Source organism: Streptomyces sp. NPDC027663 (assembly GCF_055566415.1).
In genome coordinates, this window is the sequence record NZ_JBVHSK010000020.1 from 68,695 (window position 1) to 88,537 (window position 19,843).

The window sequence follows — 19,843 nt, forward strand, 5'->3', positions numbered from 1 at the left end:
GCGCCGCACCGCCGGGCACCGGCCGGGCCTGGAGGTTCCCGTCACCGGCGCGAACATCGGTCCGGTGACCGGCCCGATCACCGGGCCTGCGGGCCGGACCGCGTGGTGTGGGCCGATGGGACTGGTAAAGGGCTGCCGGGCCGGTGATTCGGCCACCGGGGCGGGCGGTTCCGGTCACCGGCACGGAGGTTCGGCCACCGGCCCGGCGGTTCCGGTCACCGGGGCCAGTGTGTCGGCCATCGGCCCGGTGCTTCCGGTCGCCAGGCCGGCGGTTCCGGTCGCCGGGGCCCTCCCGTGGGGCTCGGTGGCGGACGCTCGCCGGGCGGCTCCGCCACCTCCTCCACCGGGTCCGTGAACCGGTCGTCGTCCCCGGACGACTCCGCCACCGCCCGGCGCCCCGCCGGCCCGCCCGTCCCGGTCCGTATCCGATTCCCCCGGCCCGCCCGTCCCCGTCCGTATCCGATCCACCCCGGCCCGCCCACCGCACCGCCCCACCGTCGCGCACACCCCGGCGTGTCACCTCCGATCCCGCGCACCGCCCCGTGGCGAGGCCGGGTCGCCCGCGTGGCCCGCGCCGTATCGTCCCGCTCTCAAAGGACTTCACCCATGACGGACCTGCACGACAAGCCCGCACCGGCGTCCTCCCTGCCCCAGGCCGGCTCCACCGCCGGCACGCCGGGAAGCGCGACGGCTCCGGGGTGTCCGACGCTCGGCGAACTGTTCACCGCCTGGGTGGCCCGCACCCCGGACGCACCGGCCCTCACCGACGGCCGGCGGACCTGGACCTACCGCGAACTGGCCACCCGGGCCGACCGGTTGGCCGCGCACCTGCTACGCCGGGGAGCCGGGCCCGACCGGGTGGTGGCCCTGGTCCTGCCGCGCTCCCTGGAGCTGATCGCGGCGGAGCTTGCCGTCGCCGGGGCGGGCGCCGCCTTCCTGCCCGTGGACCCCGCCTACCCCGCCGAGCGCCGAGCTTTGATGCTCGCCGACGCCGCTCCCGCGGTCACCCTGGACGATCCGCGCCGGGTGGGCGAACTGCTCGACACCGAAACCGCCGCGGTACCCCCGGCCGCAGTCGGCGTCGAAGCCGGGCACGCGGCCTACGTCATCTACACCTCCGGCTCCACCGGCACCCCCAAGGGCGTGACCGTCACCCACCGTGGCATCGGCGGTTTCACCTCGGCAGCCGCCGAACGGTACGCGGTGGGTCCCGGCGACCGGGTGCTCCAGTTCTCCTCGCCGAGCTTCGACGCCTCCGTCCTGGAGCTGTGCGTCTCCGTCCTGTCCGGAGCCACGCTCGTCGTACCACCGCAGGGGCCCTGGCTGGGCGACGAACTCGCCGCGGTCCTGGACGAGCACCGCATCACCCACGCCCTCATCCCGCCCGCCGCACTGGCCACCCTGCCCGACCCCGCACAGGGCACCGCACGCCATCTGCGCACGTTGATCGTGGGCGCCGAGGCCTGCCCGGCCGGGCTCGTCGACCGCTGGGCACCGGGCCGCCGCATGATCAACAGCTACGGTCCGACCGAGGCCACCATCGTCGCCACCTGGACCGGGCCGCTCACCGCCGGCGGCGGCACGCCGACGATCGGCGGTGCCCTGCCGCACACCCGGGTGTACGTGCTCGACGCCGCGATGCGGCCCGTGCCGTCCGGCGCCGAGGGCGAGTTGTTCGTGGGCGGTGACGCGGTGGCCCGCGGCTACCTGGGCCGCCCGGGCCTGACCGCGGCGCGCTTCGTCGCCGACCCCTTCGGCCCGCCCGGCGCCCGCCTGTACCGCACCGGGGACCGGGCGCGCCGGACCGCCGACGGGGAACTGGAGTTCCTGGGCCGGCTGGACCGGCAGGTGAAGATCCGCGGCTTCCGGGTCGAGCCGGGCGAGATCGAGGCCGCGTTGCGCCGGGCCGGCACCGTCGGCGAGGCCGTCGTCGTGGTACGCGAGGACGAGCCGGGCCATCGACGCCTCGTCGGCTACGTCACCCCGGCCGGACGCCCGCCCACCACGGACCCGGCGACTCCCGCCGACCCCACCGCTTCCGCCCCGGCCCCCGAGCACCCCCTCGACCCGGTCGCCCTGCGTGCCGCCCTGGCCGCCGTGCTGCCCGCGCACATGGTGCCCTCCGCCGTCGTCGTGCTGGACCGGATGCCGCTCACCCCGCAGCACAAGATCGACCGGCGGGCCCTGCCCGCGCCGGAGCGCGCGGTCGCAGCCGGCCGGGTGGCGCCGCGGTCCGCCCAGGAGCGGGCCCTCGCCGCGATCTGGGCGGACGTCCTGGGCTTCGAAGAGGTCGGAATCCACGACGACTTCTTCGACCTGGGCGGTGAGTCGATCCTCGCCGCCCGTGTCCTCGCCCGCGTCCGCGACGAGCTGGGCGTCCGGCTGACCGTGCGGGACGTCTTCACCGCGCGGACGGTCGCCGCTCTCGCCCCCCTGCTCGCCGAACCGTCGGCCGCCGCGGCGCCGGAGCCGATCCCGCCGGCCCCGCGCGAGGGCAGACTGCCGCTGTCCAGCGCGCAGCGGAGACTGTGGTATCTGGACGACCTCACCGCGGGCGGCACCGAGTACAACACCGGTGTGGCCCTGCGGCTGCGCGGCGCCCTGGACCCGGACGCGCTGCGCCGCGCCCTGCACCGTCTCGCGGCGCGGCACGCCGCCCTGCGCACCACGTTCCCCACGGCCGACGGCCAGGGCGTCCAGCGGGTCGCACCGGAGCCGGACCTGCCCCTGCGGACGGCCGACGTCTCCGGCGTACCCGGCGCGCGCCGCGCCGAGGCCGCCGAGGAACTGCTCACCGAGGAGCTGAGCCGCCCGTACGACCTGGCGGCCGGCCCGCTCACCCGGGCCCTGCTCGTCCGGCTCACCGCCGAGGACCACCTGCTCCTCCTGGCCCAGCACCACATCGTCACCGACGGCTGGTCGGTGGGCGTCCTCACCCGTGAACTCGCCGCCCTCTACCACGCGGAGACCACCGGTGAGCCCGACGGACTCCCGCAACCCACCGTGCAGTACCCGGACTTCGCGGTCTGGGAGCGGGCGCGGCGGGCCGGCGACGCGGACACCGACGACCTTGCCTACTGGAAACGTCACCTGACGGGCATCCAGCAGCTGGAACTGCCCACGGACCGGCCGCGGCCCGCTGTGCGCACCACCGCCGGAGCGGCCCACCGGCACACCCTGCCCGCGGAGTTGACCGCCCGGCTGCGGCAACTCGCCGCGGGCCGCGGCACCACGGTGTTCACCCTGTTCGCGGGTGCCGCCGCACTGCTGTTCTCCCGCTACTCGGGACAGCGGGACATCGCGTTCGGCACCGTCACGAACGGGCGCGGCCGGCGGGACCTGGAGGACGTGCCGGGCTTCTTCGCCAACACGGTCGTGCTGCGCGGCGAGGTGGACGAGCGGACGACCGTGGACCGGTACGTGGAGACCATGCGGACGACGGTGCTGGACGCCTTCGCCCACGACGCAGTCCCCTTCGACCGAGTGGTGGAGGAACTGGCTCCGCCCCGCGACCCCAGCCGCACCCCGCTGGTGCAGGCGCTCGTCGTGCAGCAGACCGCGCTGCCGGTGCCGCCGCTCGCCGGCGGTCTGCGCGTCGCCGGACATCCGCTGCCCCGCCCGGCCGCCCGCTTCGACCTGGTGCTGGAGTTCACCCCGGAAGCGGACGGCGGCTGCCTGCTCACCGCCGAGTTCAACACGGACCTGTTCGACGCGGCGACCGTCGCACGGATGACCGCCCATCTGCACCGGCTGCTGGCGGGCATGGCGGACGGCCCCGGCCGCAGGCTGGCCGAACTGCCCATGCTCTCGCCCGAGGAGCAGCGCACACTCGTGGACGGCTGGAACCCGCCCGCCCGCCCGGCACGGGAGACCGGGTACGGCACGCTGCCCGGGCTGCTCCACGCGCAGGCGGCACGGACCCCGGACCGTACCGCCGTCGTCTGCGGACCCACCCGGCTGGACTACGCCGAGGTCGCCCGGCGTGCGAACCGGCTGGCCCGGCTGCTCGTCGCGCGCGGCGCGGGTCCGGAGACCCTGGTCGCGCTGTGCCTGCCGCGCTCCGCCGACCTCGTGCCCGTGCTGTGGGCCGTGCTCACCTCGGGCGCCGGCTACCTCCCCGTCGACCCCGGGTACCCCGCCGAGCGGGTCCGCCTCATGCTCGACGACGCCCGGCCCGCTCTCGTCGTCGCCACCCGGGAGACGGTCTCCGCGCTGCCGCCGGAGTGCGAACCGCTGCTGCTGGAGGACTGTGCCGCCTGCGACCTGGCCGACACCGAGCTGACCGACGCCGACCGGCTCCGGCCGCTGCTGCCGGACCATCCCGCGTACGTCATCTACACCTCCGGTTCCACCGGCCGCCCCAAGGGCGTCATGGTCACCCACCGCAGTGTCGCCGCGCTCGCGGAGTGGGCGGGGGAGCGGTTCGGTGCCGAGGGACTGGCCCATGTGATCGCCTCCACGTCCCTGAACTTCGACGTCTCGGTCTTCGAGCTGCTCTGCCCCCTGGTGGCCGGCGGCACCGTCGAGGTGGTCGCCGACCTGCCGGCCCTCGCCGACGGTGCCGGACCCCGGCGGGCCGGGCTGCTCAGCGGCGTGCCGTCCGTCGTCTCCCGGCTGCTCGCGGGCGGCACGGCACCCGTGACCGCCGACACCGTGGTCCTCGCCGGTGAGGCCCTGCCACTGCAGACGGTCCAGGAGTTGCGGGCCGCGATGCCCGGCTGCCGGATCGCCAACATCTACGGCCCCACCGAGGCCACCGTGTACGCCACCGCCTGGTTCGCCGGCGACGGGCTGCCGGAGCAGGCCCCGCCCATCGGCGGCCCGGTGGCACGCACCCGCGCCTATGTCCTGGACGCCGCCCTGCGGCCCCAGCCCCTGGGGGTCACCGGCGAGTTGTTCCTCGGGGGCGGCGGCCTGGCCCGTGGCTATCTCAGCCGTGCCGGACTGACCGCCGCCCGGTTCGTCGCCGATCCGTTCGGCGCGCCGGGGGACCGCATGTACCGCACCGGAGACCTGGTGCGCCGCTGTCCCGACGGCCGGCTGGAGTACGTGGGCCGGACCGACCAGCAGGTCAAAGTGCGTGGCTTCCGCATCGAACTGGGCGAGGTGGAGGAGGCACTGCGCGGCTGCGCGGGCGTGGCCGAGGCTGCGGCCGTCGCCGCGACCGACGGCGACGGCCACCGCCGCCTGGTCGGCTACGTCGTGCCGGCCGCCGGCGAGCGGGCCGAACCCGAGGCCGTACGCCGGGAACTCGGCCGCACGCTGCCCGACTACATGGTCCCGTCGACCGTCGTCGTGCTGGACACCCTCCCGCTCAGTCCCAACGGCAAGCTCGACCGCGGCCGGCTCCCCGACCCCGGCCCCGCGGTCCGCGCGGTCCGGCACGTGGCGCCCCGCACGCCCACCGAGCGGACCCTCGCCGCGATCCTGGCCGAGGTGCTGCGCATCGAACGGGTCGGCGTCGACGACAACTTCTTCGAGCTGGGCGGCGACTCGATCCTCAGCATCCAGGTGGTGGCCCGCGCCCGGCAGGCGGGTCTGCCGCTCACCTCCCGGGACGTCTACCGGCACCAGACGGTGGCCGCCCTCGCGCACTGCGCGGACGCCGCCACGGACCCGCGCGAGGCCGCTCCCGCACCGGAGGCGGCCACCGGCACGGCCCCGCTGACGCCCATCCAGCACTGGCTGTTCGGCGCCGCCGGCGACCGCTCCGGCCACTTCTCCCAGGCGCTGTCCGTCCGGATGCCCGACGACCTGGACCCGGCGGCACTGGAAGAAGCACTGAACGACCTGGTCGCCCACCACGACGCCCTGCGCTCCCGCTTCACCGCCGACGACGCGGCCGCCGGGACCGGCTGGCGCATCGACGACCGGGCGCCCCGCCTCCGGCTGGCCCGCCACACGGGCCCTGAGTCGGACACCCCGCACTTCGGCCCGTTCGACCTCGCCGGGGGACCGCTGTTGCGGGCCGTGCTGCACGACCCCGGCCCCGGCCGTCCGCACGTGCTGCACCTCGCCGTCCACCACCTCGTGGTCGACGGAGTCTCCTGGCGGCTGCTGCTGGAGGACCTGGACCGTGCCTACCGGGCCCGCCGCGCCGGCGAGGACGGCGCCGCGGCACTGCCCGCGAAGTCCTCGCCGCTGCGGCAGTGGGCCCGCAGACTGAACGCCCACGCCGCGGCCGGCGGCTTCGCCGACGAGCGCGCCTACTGGGCCGAGGCGGTCCCCGGCACCGAGCCCGCCCTGCCCGCCGAGCTGACCGGCGGCCCCGGCACCTACGCCGCGCAGCGCTCGCTCACCGTGGGCCTGAGCGCCGAAGCGACCTCGGCCCTGCTGCGTACCCTGCCCGACACCTACCGCACCCAGGCCAACGACGTCCTGCTCAGCGCCCTCGGCCGGGCGCTGTGCGCCTGGAGCGGCCGGGACCGGGTGGTGGTCGACGTCGAGGGGCACGGCCGCGAGGAACTCTTCCCAGAGCTGGACATCAGCCGCACGGTCGGCTGGTTCACCACCCGGTACCCCGTCGCGCTCGCCGTCCCCGAGGACGCCGGCTGGGACGCCGTACTGAAGCAGGTCAAGGAGCAGTTGCGCGGCGTACCCCGGCACGGCCTGGGCCACGACGCGCTGCGCCGGCTGGCCGGACCCGGGGCGGCACCGCGCACCGCGGACGCGCAGATCAGCTTCAACTACCTCGGCCGCATGGACACGACGGACGACCCCGACGGCCTGTACCGGGGCACCGTACGCCCGCTGGAGCTGGACGCCGACCCGGCGGCCGAGCGCCCGCACGCTCTGGAGGTCGTCGGCCGACTCGTCGGCGACAGCCTGGAGTTCACCTGGTTCTACGCGGACGGGCCGCAGCGGGAGGACACGGTCTCGGCCCTCGCCGGGCGCTTCGCCGACGCGCTCGACGACCTGGCCCGGCACGCCGTCCGGCCGGGAGCCGCCGGCCGCACCCCCTCCGACTTCCCGCTGGCCCGGCTCGACCAGGCCGCCGTGGACCGGATCACCGGCGCCGACCCGGCCGCGGTGGCCGACGTGCTGCCGCTCACGCCCACCCAGGCGGGCATGGTCTTCCACGGCCTGTCCCAGGACGACCGCGGTGTCTACGTCCAGCAGCTGACGTTCGTCCTGGACGGCGTGCCCGACCCGGAGGCCCTCGCCGCCGCCTGGCAGCACGTGACCGACCGTACCGAGGTGCTGCGCGGCCGGGCCGTCTGGCACGACGTACCCGAACCGCTGCTGGTGGTGCAGCGCCACGCGGCCGTGCCCGTCACCCACCTGGACTGGCGCGACCTCACGGAGGACGAGCGCCGCACCCGGCTGGACGACCTGCTCGCCCGGGACCGCGCCGACGGCATCGACCTCGGGCGGGCCCCGCTCCAGCGCCTGCTCCTCGCCCGCGTCTCCGGCACCGCCGTGCGCGTGGTGTGGTCATTCCACCATCTGCTGCTGGACGGCTGGAGCATGTTCCAGGTCCTCTCGGACGTCTTCGCCCACCACGCCGCCGGCCCCGGCACCCTCCCGCACCGCCCGCCCTACCGGGACTACGTGGCCTGGCTGCGGCAGCGCGACCGGGCAGCGGCCGAACGGCACTGGCAGCGGCGCCTGTCCGGCCTGACCGAGGCCACCTCGCTGCCGTACGACCGTGAGCCGCGCGAGGCCCACCGCGCCGAGTCCACGCACGCGGTCCACGGCACGCTGCCCGCGGCCACCACGCGGGCGCTGGAAGAGCTGGCCCGCACCTCCGGCCTCACCCTGAACACCCTGGTGCAGGGCGCCTGGGCGCTGCTGCTGGCCCGCCAGGCGGGCCGGGACGAGGTGGTGTTCGGCACCACCGTGTCCGGACGGCCGCCCGAGCTGCCCGGCGCCGAGGCCATGACCGGCCTCTTCATCACCACCCTGCCCACCCGCGTCACCGTCCCCGGCGACGGCACCCTGCTCGACTGGCTGCGCGCGCTCCAGCACGACCAGAGCGAGGACCGGCGCTTCGACCACCTGCCGCTCACCCGGATGAAGACGTTCACCGGACTCCCCGAGCGCGTGGGACTGTTCGACAGCATCGTCGTCTTCGAGAACTACCCGGTGGACGACGACCTCGCCGCCGTCCACGGGCTGCGCCTGACCGGCCTGGAGGGCGTGGAGACCACCAACTACCCGCTGAGCCTGACCGCCTACCCGGGCGAGGAGCTGGTCCTGCGCCTCGGACACGACCCCGAGCTGTTCGACACCGCCACCGCCGAGCGCCTGGCCGAATACCTGACCGTCCTGCTCACCGGCATGGCCACCGGCTCCCGACGCCCGCCCGCCCGGCTGCCGTTGCTCGGCCCGGACCGCCGCGAACAGGTGCTGCACGCCTGGAACGACACCGCCACCGACCTGCCCGACACCACCGTCGCCGCCCTCTTCGCCGCGCAGGTGCGCCGTACCCCCGACGCCGTGGCCCTGGAAGCCGGGGACGAACACCTCACCTACCGAGAACTCGACGCCCGTGCGGCCCGGCTGGCGGCACGGCTGGCCGGGCTCGGGGTACGGCCGGAACACCCGGTCGGCGTCCTCATGGACCGCTCCGCCGACCTGATCGTCACCCAGCTGGCGCTCGTGCGCACCGGCGGGGTGTACGTGCCGCTGGACGGCAGGGCGCCGGCCGAGCGGCTGCGCCGGACCCTGGCCGAGGCCGGAGCCGGCCTGCTGCTCACCGACGCCGCACGGGAGGAGACCGCCCGGCAACTGCTGCCCGGCGACCGCGTCCTGCGGGCCGACGACACCTCGGGCACCGACGGCCCCGAGCCCGCGTGGACCGTGCATCCCGACAACGTCCAGTACCTGATGTTCACTTCGGGCTCCACCGGCACCCCCAAGGGCGTCGCGGTGCGCCAGCGGGACGTCGCCGCGCTCGCCCTGGACCGGGCCTTCGCCGGGCACGACCGGGTCCTCGTGCACTCGCCGCACGCCTTCGACGCCGCCACCTACGAGGTGTGGGTGCCGCTGCTGCGCGGCGGCACGGCCGTCCTCGCCCCGCCCGCCGACCTGGACGCCGCCCAGGTCCGGCGTGCCGTCACCGAGCAGCGGGTCGGCTGCCTGTGGCTGACCGCGGGCCTGTTCCGCCTCCTGGCCCAGGAGGACCCGGGCTGCCTGCGCGGCGCCCGGGAGGTGTGGACGGGCGGCGAGGCCGTGCCGGGCGCGGTGGTGCGCCGGGTGCTGGACGCCTGCCCCGGCCTGACCGTCGTGGACGGTTACGGCCCCACCGAGACCACCACGTTCGCCACCCGCCGTGTCTTCCGCGCCGGCGACCCGCTGCCCGCCGTGCTGCCCATCGGGCGTCCCCTCGACAACACCCGCGCCTACGTCCTGGACGCCGCCCTCCAGCCCCAGCCCCCGGGCATACCCGGCGAGCTGTACATCGCCGGCGCCGGTCTGGCCCGCGGTTACGCCGGCCGGCCCGGGGCGACCGCAGCCCGCTATCTCGCCGACCCCTACGGCCCGCCCGGCACCCGCATGTACCGCACCGGCGACATCGTGCGCTGGAGCGCCGACGGCGAACTGCACTTCGTCGGCCGGGCGGACGACCAGATCAAGATCCGCGGCTTCCGCGTAGAACCCGCCGAGATCGAGGCCCGGCTCACCGCACACCCCGGCATCGCCGAGGCCGTCGTCTCCCTCTACGAGGACGGCGGACGCAAGCGGCTGGCCGCCCACCTCGTACCCGCCGCAGCCGCCGCGGTGCCCTCCGCCGCCGGGCTGCGCGCCCACCTGGCGGCCGGTCTGCCCGACTACATGCTGCCCGCCGCCTTCGTCACCGTGCCGGAGCTGCCGCTGACGGCCAACGGCAAGGTCGACCGGCGGCGGCTGCCCGCCCCCGACTGGTCGGCGGGCGGCGAGCAGGCCCACCGTGCCCCGCGCACCGAGACCGAGCGGATCCTCGCCGGGATCTGGGCCGATCTGCTGGGCGTGGCACGGGTCGGCGTGGACGACAACTTCTTCATGCTGGGCGGCGACTCCATCCTCAGCATCCAGGTGGTCTCCCGGGCCCGGGCCGCGGGACTCGCCCTCAGCCCCCGCGACCTGTTCCGGCACCCTTCCGTGGCCGAACTGGCCGCCGCCACCGGCGGTGCCGCGCCCGCCGTCGCCGGCACCGAACCGGTCACCGGAGCAGCCGGTCTCCTGCCGATCCAGCACTGGTTCCTCGACCCACGGCCGGCGCACGCCGCCTTCTTCAACCAGTCCGTCGTCATCGAGACGGCCGGCGCCGTCGACCAGGACGCCCTGCGCACCGCCCTCACCGCCCTGTGGACGCACCACGACGCCCTGCGCGCCCGGTTCACCCTCGACGGCGACGGCATCTGGACGCAGGACGTCGCCGCCACCGGCAGCCCGGTCCCCGAGCTGCTCCAGGTCCACGACCAGGCGGACGAGGAACGCCTCACCACGGCCGCGCACACCGGACTCCGGCTCGGCACGGGCCCGTTGGTCGCCGCCCGGCTGTTCACCGCCGACGGCACCCGGCCCGCCCGGCTGCTGCTGGTCGCCCACCACCTCGTGGTCGACGGAGTCTCCTGGCGGATCCTGCTGGAGGACCTGGAGACCGCCTACCGGCAGGCCGCGTCCGGGGAGCCCGTACGGCTGCCCGCCCGCACCACCTCCGTACAGGCGTGGGCCCGACGACTGCGCGGCCACGACCGCTTCGCCGCCCAGCTCGCCCACTGGGAGCGCACCGCCCGGGCCTGCGCCGACCCGCTGCCCGTCGACTCCGACGGCGGCAACACCGCGGCCGACGTCCGCGAGGTCACCGTCCGGCTGGACCGCGACCGCACCGACGCCCTCCTGCGCCGTGTCCCCGGTGTCTACCGCACCCGCATCGACGACGTCCTGCTCACCGCGCTGGGCCGGGTCCTCGCCGACTGGACGGGACGCGACACCGTCGCCGTCGGCCTGGAGGGGCACGGCCGCGAGGACCGGCTGTTCGAGGACGTCGACCTGTCCCGCACGGTCGGCTGGTTCACCTCGCTCTTCCCGCTCGCCCTGACCGTCCCGGCGGGGGACTGGGGCACCGCCCTGAAGGTGGTCAAAGAGCAGCTGCGGGCCGTACCCGACCGCGGTATCGGCTACGGCGTGCTGCGCCACCTCGCCCGCGAGGAGCGGCTCACCGGCGCGCCGGAGCCCGCCATCAGCTTCAACTACCTGGGCCGCTTCGACTGGTCCGCCGACACCGGGACCCTGATCGGGGCGGTGCCCGGTGGCCTGGGCGGCGCCGAGGCACCGGGCACCGAACGGCCGCACCTGCTGGACGTCGTGGCCCGGGTCGAGGACGACCGGCTGGAGATCACCTGGCACTACAGTGCCGGACGGCACCGCTCGGAGACGGTCACCGCGCTCGCCGAGGGCATGCTCCGGGCGCTCGGCGACATCGTCGCGCACTGCGCCCTGCCGGAGGCGGGCGGCCGTACCCCGTCGGACTTCCCGCTGGCCCGGCTGGACCAGCCTGCCGTGGACCGGATCGCCGGGGACGGCCGGGACGTCGCGGACGTCTACCCGCTGACCCCGATGCAGGCCGGCATGCTCTTCCACAGCCTGCTCGACGCCGACAGCCGTACGTACGTCAACCAGGTGCAGCTGGTGCTGTCCGGCGTCACCGACGCCCGCGCGCTCGCCGAGGCATGGCAGCACACCGCGGACGCCAACCCCGTGCTGCGCACCCACCTGGTGTGGCAGGAGACCCCGGAGCCGCTCCAGGTCGTCCGTCACCGGGCCACGGTGCCCGTCACCCACCACGACTGGTCCGGTTGGTCGGACGGGCGCGCCGCGCGCGAGCTGGACCGGCTGCTCGCCGCGGACCGGGAGACGGGCGTCGACCTCGGCACCGCGCCCCTGATGCGGCTGATGCTGATCCGACTGGCACCGGACCGGGTCCGGCTGGTGTGGACGTTCCACCACGTCCTGCTCGACGGCTGGAGCGCTGCCCAGGTCTTCGACGAGGTGTGCGCGCGGTACGCCGCCCTGACCGCCGGGCGCCGCCCGCAACTGCCCGAGCGCAGGCCCTTCGCCGACTACCTGCGCTGGCTGGCCGGCCGGGACACCGGCCGCGCCGAGCGGTACTGGCGCACCACGCTCGCCGGCTTCCAGGCCCCCACCGGACTGCCCCGCGACCGGCGGCCCGCCGAGGCCCACCGCGCCTCCTCCTCCGGGTCCGTGCGGATGATCCTCGGCGCGGACGTCTCGGCACGGCTGCGGGAGACCGCCCAGCGGGCCGGGCTGACCCTCAACACGGTCCTCCAGGGCGCCTGGGCGCTGCTGCTGTCCCGCTACGGCGGCGGTGAGGACGTGGTGTTCGGTACGACCGTCTCCGGCCGGCCCGCCGAACTGCCGGGCGTCACCTCGATGGTCGGCCTGTTCATCAACACCCTGCCCACCCGGGCCCGCGTCGACGGGCGGCGACCGCTGCTGGACTGGCTGCGCGAACTCCAGGAGGCCCAGGCCGAGGCCCGGCGCCACGACTTCGTCTCGCTCGCGCAGGTGCAGTCGTGGAGCGAGGTGCCCGGCGGCACGGGCCTGTTCGACTCCATCGTGGTCTTCGAGAACTACCCCTTCGACGAAGGGTCTCTGGCCCGGTACGGCCTGGCCATGGAACAGGAGCGGGACCTGGAGCCGACGAACTACCCGCTCAGCGTGATCGTCGCGCCCGGCGACACCCTCGCCGTGCACCTGGACTACGACCCGGCCGCCTTCGACGCCACCACCGTGGAGGCGCTCGGCGAGAGCCTGCGCGCCCTGCTGACCGGCATGGCCGACGCACCGGACCGCCGCCTGGCCGACCTGCCGCTGCTGGAGCCGGCCGAGGGGCGGGCACTGGTGACCAGGTTCGGCGGACGGGAAGCCGAGGCACCGCACGGCACCCTGCCCGAGGCGTTCCGGCGGCAGGCCGAGCGGACCCCGGACGCCCCGGCCGTCCGCCACGCCGGCACCTGCCTCAGCTACCGCGAACTCGACGCCCGCTCCAGCAGGCTGGCCCGGCTGCTCATCGCCGCCGGCGCCGGACCCGAGCGCTTCGTCGCCCTCTGCCTGCCGCGCACCGCCGACCTGGTCGTCGCGCTCCTCGCGGTGCTCAAGAGCGGCGCCGGCTATCTGCCGGTCGACCCGCAGTACCCCGCCGAGCGGGTCGCGTTCCTCTTCGAGGACGTACGGCCCGACGCCGTGATCACCGCGGCGGAGACCGCCGGCCGGCTGCCCGAGGGCCCGTACGCCCGGATCCTGCTGGACGAGGAGCCCGCCGCAGAGATGCGCGCCGCCGAGGTGCCCGGCTTCGAGGTGCCCGGCGGCGAGGTGCGGGCCGCCGAGGTGCCCGCCGCCGAGGTGCGCGGCGAGGTGCCGGACACGCCCGTCGGCGACGACGAGCGGCGCGGCACCCTGCTGCCCGGGCACCCCGCCTACGTCATCCACACCTCCGGCTCGACCGGCCGCCCCAAGGGCGTGGTGGTCAGCCACGCGTCCGTGCTGGCCCTGACCGACTGGGCGGCGGCCGAGTTCACCGGGCGCGGACTGGAGCACGTGCTGGCGTCCACCTCGCTCAACTTCGACGTGTCGGTCTTCGAGATCTTCTCGCCGCTGCTGTCCGGCGGCTGCGTGGAGATCGTCCGCGACCTGCTGGCCCTCGCCGAGCGCCCCGGGGCCTGGCGGGCCGGACTGCTCAGCGCGGTGCCCTCGGCCCTGGACCGGCTGCTCGCCGAGGACGCCGTCCGGATCACCGCGGACACCGTCGTCCTCGCGGGGGAGGGGCTGCCCGCCCGGACCGTGGGCCGGGTCCGCGCGGCCGTGCCCGGCTGCGAGGTGCGCAACATCTACGGCCCCACCGAGGCCACTGTCTACGCCACCGCCTTCACCTGCGACCCGTCCGACCCCGACCGGGACCCGCCGATCGGCCGGCCGCTGGGGGGTGCCCGCGCCTATGTCCTGGACGACCGGATGCGCCCGGTGCCCGCCGGTGCGCCCGGAGAGCTGTTCCTCGCCGGAACCGGCGTCGCCCGCGGCTATCTGCGCCGCCCCGGCCTGACCGCCAACCGGTTCGTGCCCGACCCGTTCGGGCCGCCCGGCAGCCGCATGTACCGCACCGGCGACCTGGTCCGCTGGACGGCCGACGGCGACCTCGTCTACCTCGGCCGTGGGGACGACCAGGTCAAGGTGCGCGGCTTCCGGATCGAACTCGGGGAGGTGGAAGCCGCGCTGGCCCGCCACCCGGCCGTGGCCGCGGCAGCGGCCCGCGTCGTCGAACACGCGGGCCACCGCCGCCTGATCGGCTACGTGGTGCCTCGGACGACGGCCGTCCCGGCCCCTGCCGGCGCTGCGGACGGCGCCCCGGCCGTCTCCCCGGTCCCCGCGGGCCGGACAGAGGACTGTGCGGCGGGCTCGCCGGACCTTGTCGGTGCTGCGGAGAGCGGCCCGGCCGTCTCCCCGGTCCCCGCGGGCCGGACGGAGAACTGTGCGGCGGGCTCGCGGGATCTTGTCGGTGCTGCGGAGAGCGGCCCGGCCGGCTCCCGGGTCACCGCCGGCCACACCGAGAGCCGCTCGACGGGCTCGCCGGTCCCCGCCGGTGAGGGGCACAACCACTCGGGCGGCCTGCCCGACCTCGGTGAGCTGCGGGCCTTCCTCGCCCGCAGTCTCCCGGACCACCTCGTTCCCGCCCTCGTCGTCCCGTTGGAGCGGCTGCCGCTCGGGGCCACCGGCAAGCTCGACCGGCGGGCGCTGCCCGTACCCGAGTGGACGGCGCCGACCGCCGGCACGGCCGGCCGGCCGCCGCGCACCGAGGCCGAGCAGACACTCGCGGCCATCTGGTGCGAGGTGCTGGGCGTGCCCGAAGTCGGCGCAGACGACAACTACTTCACCCTCGGCGGTGACTCCGTCCTCGGCATCCAGATCGTCTCCGCCGCCCGCCGGGCCGGACTCGCGCTGACCCCCCGGCACCTGTTCACCCACCAGACCCTCGCCGAACTCGCCGCCGTCGCCGAGCGGATGCCCGCTCCCGGTGGGTCCGCCGGTACCGCCGAACAGGGCCCGGTGACCGGCGAGGCTCCGCTCACCCCCGTACAGCACTGGCTGCTGGACACCCTCACCGGCGACCCCGCCCACTTCAGCCAGACGGTCTCCTTCGAGCTGGCCACGGACCCCGACGAGGCGCTGCTGCGGGCCGCCCTGGCCGCCGTACTGGAGCACCACGACGCGCTGCGGATGCGGTTCGAGCCGGCCGGTGCCGGGAGGTGGCGGCAGTACGGCACCGCCCCCGGCGACCGTGACCCGCACCTGGAGGTGCACGACCGGGCGGCCCCGGGCGAGGTGGCCGGGGCCCTGGCCGCCGGGTTCGACCTGGCCGGCGGGCCGCTGCTGCGGGCCGCGCTGTGCCGGCCCGGCGACGGCGGGCGGCCGGTGCTGCTGCTCGCCGCCCACCACCTGGTCGTGGACGCCGTGTCCTGGCGGCTGATCCTGGAGGACCTCGAAACCGCCTACCGCGCGCTGCGGGACGGCGAACGGCCCGCCCTCCCCCCGAAGAGCACGTCGTTCCAGGCCTGGGCGCGACGGCTCGCCGAGCACACCGAGGCGGGCGGCTTCGACGGCGAACTCGCCCACTGGCGCGGCCTCGACACCGGCACCGTGCTGCCCGCCGACCACCCCGGCGGCTCCGACACCGTCGCCGACGAGGAGAGTGTGACCGCGGGACTCGACGCCGAGGAGACACGCCGGCTGCTCCAGGACGTGCCGGAGGCCTACCGCACCCGCGTCAACGACGTCTTGCTGTGCGCGCTGGGCCGGGTCCTGGCCCGCTGGACCGGCCGGGACCGGGTGGCGGTGACCCTGGAGGGCCACGGCCGCGAAGAACTGTTCGAGGACACCGACCTCGCCCGGACCGCCGGCTGGTTCACCGCGATGTACCCCGTCGCCCTGGACGTGCCCCGGGACGCGGACACCGGCACCGCCCTGAAGACCGTCAAGGAGAACCTCCGGGCCGTACCGCACGGCGGAGTCGGCTACGGCGCGCTGCGCTTCCTGCACCCCATGGCTGGCCGCGAACTGCCCGCCCTGCCGCCGGTCTGCTTCAACTACCTGGGCCGACAGGACCGCACCGGCACGCCGGGCGGCCTGCTGCTCGCGCCGCACGGCGGACTCGCCGGCGGCATGGACCGCTCCGCGGACCGGCCGCACCTCCTCGACGTCCTCGGCCGGGTCACCGGCGAACGGCTGGAGTTCACCTGGTCGTACTCCCGTGAGGTGCACCGGCACGAGACCGTAGCGCGGCTGGCCGCCGAGCTGACCGGTGAACTCCGCGCGATCGTCCGGCACTGCGCCGAACCCGGCGCCGGCGGCCGTACCCCCTCCGACTTCCCGCTCGCCCCGCTGGACCAGGCGGCCGTCGACCGGCTCGTCGGCGACGGGACGGACGTGACGGACGTCTATCCGCTCACCCCCACCCAGACCGGCATGGTGATGCACGGCCTGGACGACGCCGAACACGGCCTGTACGTGGAGCAGATCACGTTCGTGGCGGACGGCGCCCACGACCCGAGGACCCTCGCCGCGGCCTGGCAGCAGGTCGTCGACCGCACCCCCGTGCTGCGCACCTCCGTCGTCCTGCACGGCGTACCCGTGCCGCTCCAGGTCGTCCACCGGCACGTGACCCTGCCGGTCACCGAACACGACTGGAGCGCGATCCCGGCGGACCGGCACGACGCGGAGCTGGAGCGGCTGCTCGCCGAGGAGCGCGCCCGGGGCATCGCCCTGGACCGCGCGCCGCTGCTGCGGCTCGCCCTGGTCCGGCTCGGCCCGGACGCGGTCCGGGTGGTATGGACCTTCCACCACGTCCTGCTGGACGGCTGGAGCGTCTTCCACGTCCTGTCCGACGTCATGGCCGCGCACGACGCCCTGGTCCGCGGCGAGCGGCCCCGGCTGCCCGAGCGCAGGCCGTTCGCGGACTACGCCGCGTGGCTCGCCGCCCGCGACACCCGCCAGGCCGAGGAGCACTGGCGCGGCGCCCTGGCCGGCCTGCACGCCCCGACCCCGCTGCCGTACGACCACCGGCCCGCCCCGGACGCCACGGCCCGCTCCGGCACCTGGCTCTCCCGGACTCTCGGCGCCGACCTGACACACCGGCTGCAGGACTTCGCCCGCAGGCACCGCCTCACCCTCAACACCCTGGTGCAGGGTGCCTGGGCGCTGCTGCTGGCGCGGTGGAGCGGGGAGCGGGAGGTCTGCTTCGGCACCACCGTCTCCGGGCGGCCCGCCGGTCTGCCCGGCGCCGACACCATCACCGGCCTGTTCATCACCACCCTCCCCGCCCGCACCGAGGTCGACGGCGGTGCCCGCTGCGACACCTGGCTGCGCGCGTTCCAGGAGGCCCGGGCCGAGGACCGCCGCCACGACCACCTGCCCCTCGGCACGCTGCACTCCCTCGGCGAACTCCCGCCGGGCACCTCCCTGTTCGACAGCCTGGTGGTCTTCGAGAACTACCCGGTCGGCGATGCGACCGCGGGCGCGCACGGCCTCGCCCTGCGGGACCTGGACGCCCGGGAGGCCACCAACTACCCCCTCACCGTGGTCGTCTCGCCCGGCGACCGGCTGACGGTCGAACTCGGCTACGACCCGCGGTACTTCGAGGAGGTCACCGCCGCCTCGCTGGCCGGGCAGCTGCTGCACACCCTGGGGGTCCTGGCCGCCTCGGACGGCACCGCCCGCCTCGACGACCTCGACGTACTGCCGCCGGCGCAACGCGAGCGGCTGCTGCGCGGACCGGCCCGCCCCGCGCTCGGCCAGGTGCCCGCCACCACCCTGCCGGCCCTGGTCGAGGCCGCCGTCGACCGGTGGCCGGCCGCACCCGCGCTCGACGCGGCCGGCGCGCCGCTGAGCTTCGCGGAGGCGGAGGACCGGGCCAACCGGCTGGCACACCGGCTCATCGCCCGGGGCGCCGGCCCCGGCGATCTCGTCGCGCTGCTGCTGCCCCGCTCGGCGGACATGGTGCTGGCGCAGCTGGCGGTCACGAAGGCCGGCGCCGCGTTCCTGCCCGTCGACCCGGCCTACCCGGAGGAACGGATCGCGCTGATGCTGCGCGACGCGGCCCCCGCCCTCACCCTGGACGCCAAGGAGATCGCCGGTCTGCTCGCCGCACCGCCGGACGACGTGCCCGGGCACCGGCCCACCGACGCAGACCGGACCCGCCCGCTCGATACGGACGACCCGGCCTACGTCATCTACACCTCCGGCTCCACCGGCACCCCCAAGGGTGTCGTCGTCACCCACCGCGGCCTCGCCGCGTTCTCCGCCGCCGAGGCCGCCCACTACCAAGTGGCCCCCGGCGACCGGGTACTGGCCTTCGCCACGCCCAGCTTCGACGCCTCCGTGCTGGAGTTGTGCATGTCCCTGCCGCACGGCGCCCGTCTCGTCGTACCCCGGCCGGGACCGCTGCTCGGCGCCGAACTCGCCGGCGTCCTGCGGGACGGGCGCATCACGCACACCCTGCTGCCGCCTGCCGCGCTCGCCACCCTGCCGCCCGACACGCCCGGCACGCTGCCGGACCTGAAGACACTGATCGTCGGCGCCGACGCGTGCGGTCCCGAACTCGTCGCCCGCTGGGCCCCGCACCACCGCATGGTCAACTCCTACGGCCCCACCGAGGCCACCGTCGTCGCCACCTGGTCCGCCCCGCTGGCGGCGGACGGCACCGCACCGCCCATCGGCCGCCCGCTGCCCGCCACGGGCGCCTACGTCCTCGACGCCCGGCTGCGGCCGGTCCCCGACGGCGTCACCGGCGAACTGTGGCTCAGCGGACCGGCGCTGGCGCGCGGCTACCTCGGCCGGCCCGGACTGACCGCGGCCCGGTTCACCGCCGACCCGTTCGGGCCGCCCGGCACCCGCATGTACCGCACCGGCGACCTGGTGCGCCGCGACAGCGCGGGCGAACTGCACTACCTCGGCCGCACCGACCACCAGCTGAAGCTGCGCGGTCACCGCATCGAGGCGGGCGAGGTCGAAGCGGCCCTGGTGCGCCATCCGGGCGTGCTGGACGCCGTGGTGACCGTACGCGAGGACGAACCGGGCCTGCCGCGGCTGGTCGCCCACCTGCTCACGGTCCCCGGCGCCGAGCCGCCAGCTCCCGCCGAACTGCGGGAGCTGGCAGGCCGCTCGCTGCCCGGATACATGGTGCCGTCCGCGTTCGTGGTGCTGGACCGCTTCCCGCTCACCGAGAACGGCAAGACCGACCGGGCGGCCCTGCCCGCCCCGGCACCGGCCGGGGAACGGGAGCGGCCCGAGTACGTGGCACCCCGCACGCCCACCGAGGAGGCGCTGGCGGCCGTCTGGGAGGAGACCCTGGAGACGGCCGTGGGCGCCGAGGACGACTACTTCCTGCTCGGCGGCGACTCCCTGCGCGCCCTGCTCATCGCCTCCCGGGCCAACGACGCGTTCGGCGTCACGCTCACTCCCCGCGACGTCCTGGTCTCGCGCACCGTCGCCGCCCTGGCGGAGCTGGTGGAGGAACAGGTGCTGAGCGAACTCGAACAGGCCGCGTACGCCGCCGACGGCCCGGACGCCGGATGCGCGGACGACTACCCGGACGCCGCATACGGCGCAGGCGGCCCGTACCTCGCGCACGGCGCCGACGGCCCGGACCCTGCGCACGGCGCCGACGGCCCGGACCCCGCATACGGCGCAGGCGGCCCGTACCTCGCGTACGCCGCCGACGGCCCGGACCCTGCGCACGGCGCCGACGGCCCGGACCCCGCGTACGACAGCGACGGCCCGGACCCCGCAGACAGTCACGACACCGAAGACGCCGCGTCCGGCGGCCACGACCACGAACGGTGAGGAT

General features: G+C 75.9%; 1 protein-coding gene. It reads left to right on the top strand.

Annotation, left to right across the window (positions count from 1 at the left end):
* The first annotated feature begins 606 nt into the window (after positions 1–606).
* Entirely contained in the window at positions 607–19,839 is a 19,233-nt protein-coding gene (locus tag ACZ4SF_RS34450) for a non-ribosomal peptide synthetase (protein WP_468392359.1), read from the top strand.
* Positions 19,840–19,843 lie beyond the last annotated feature (4 nt).

Bases quoted from the DNA above. Each gene is read 5' to 3' on its own strand.
- ACZ4SF_RS34450 (WP_468392359.1), top strand. From the start codon at position 607: ATGACGGACCTGCACGACAAGCCCGCACCGGCGTCCTCCCTGCCCCAG.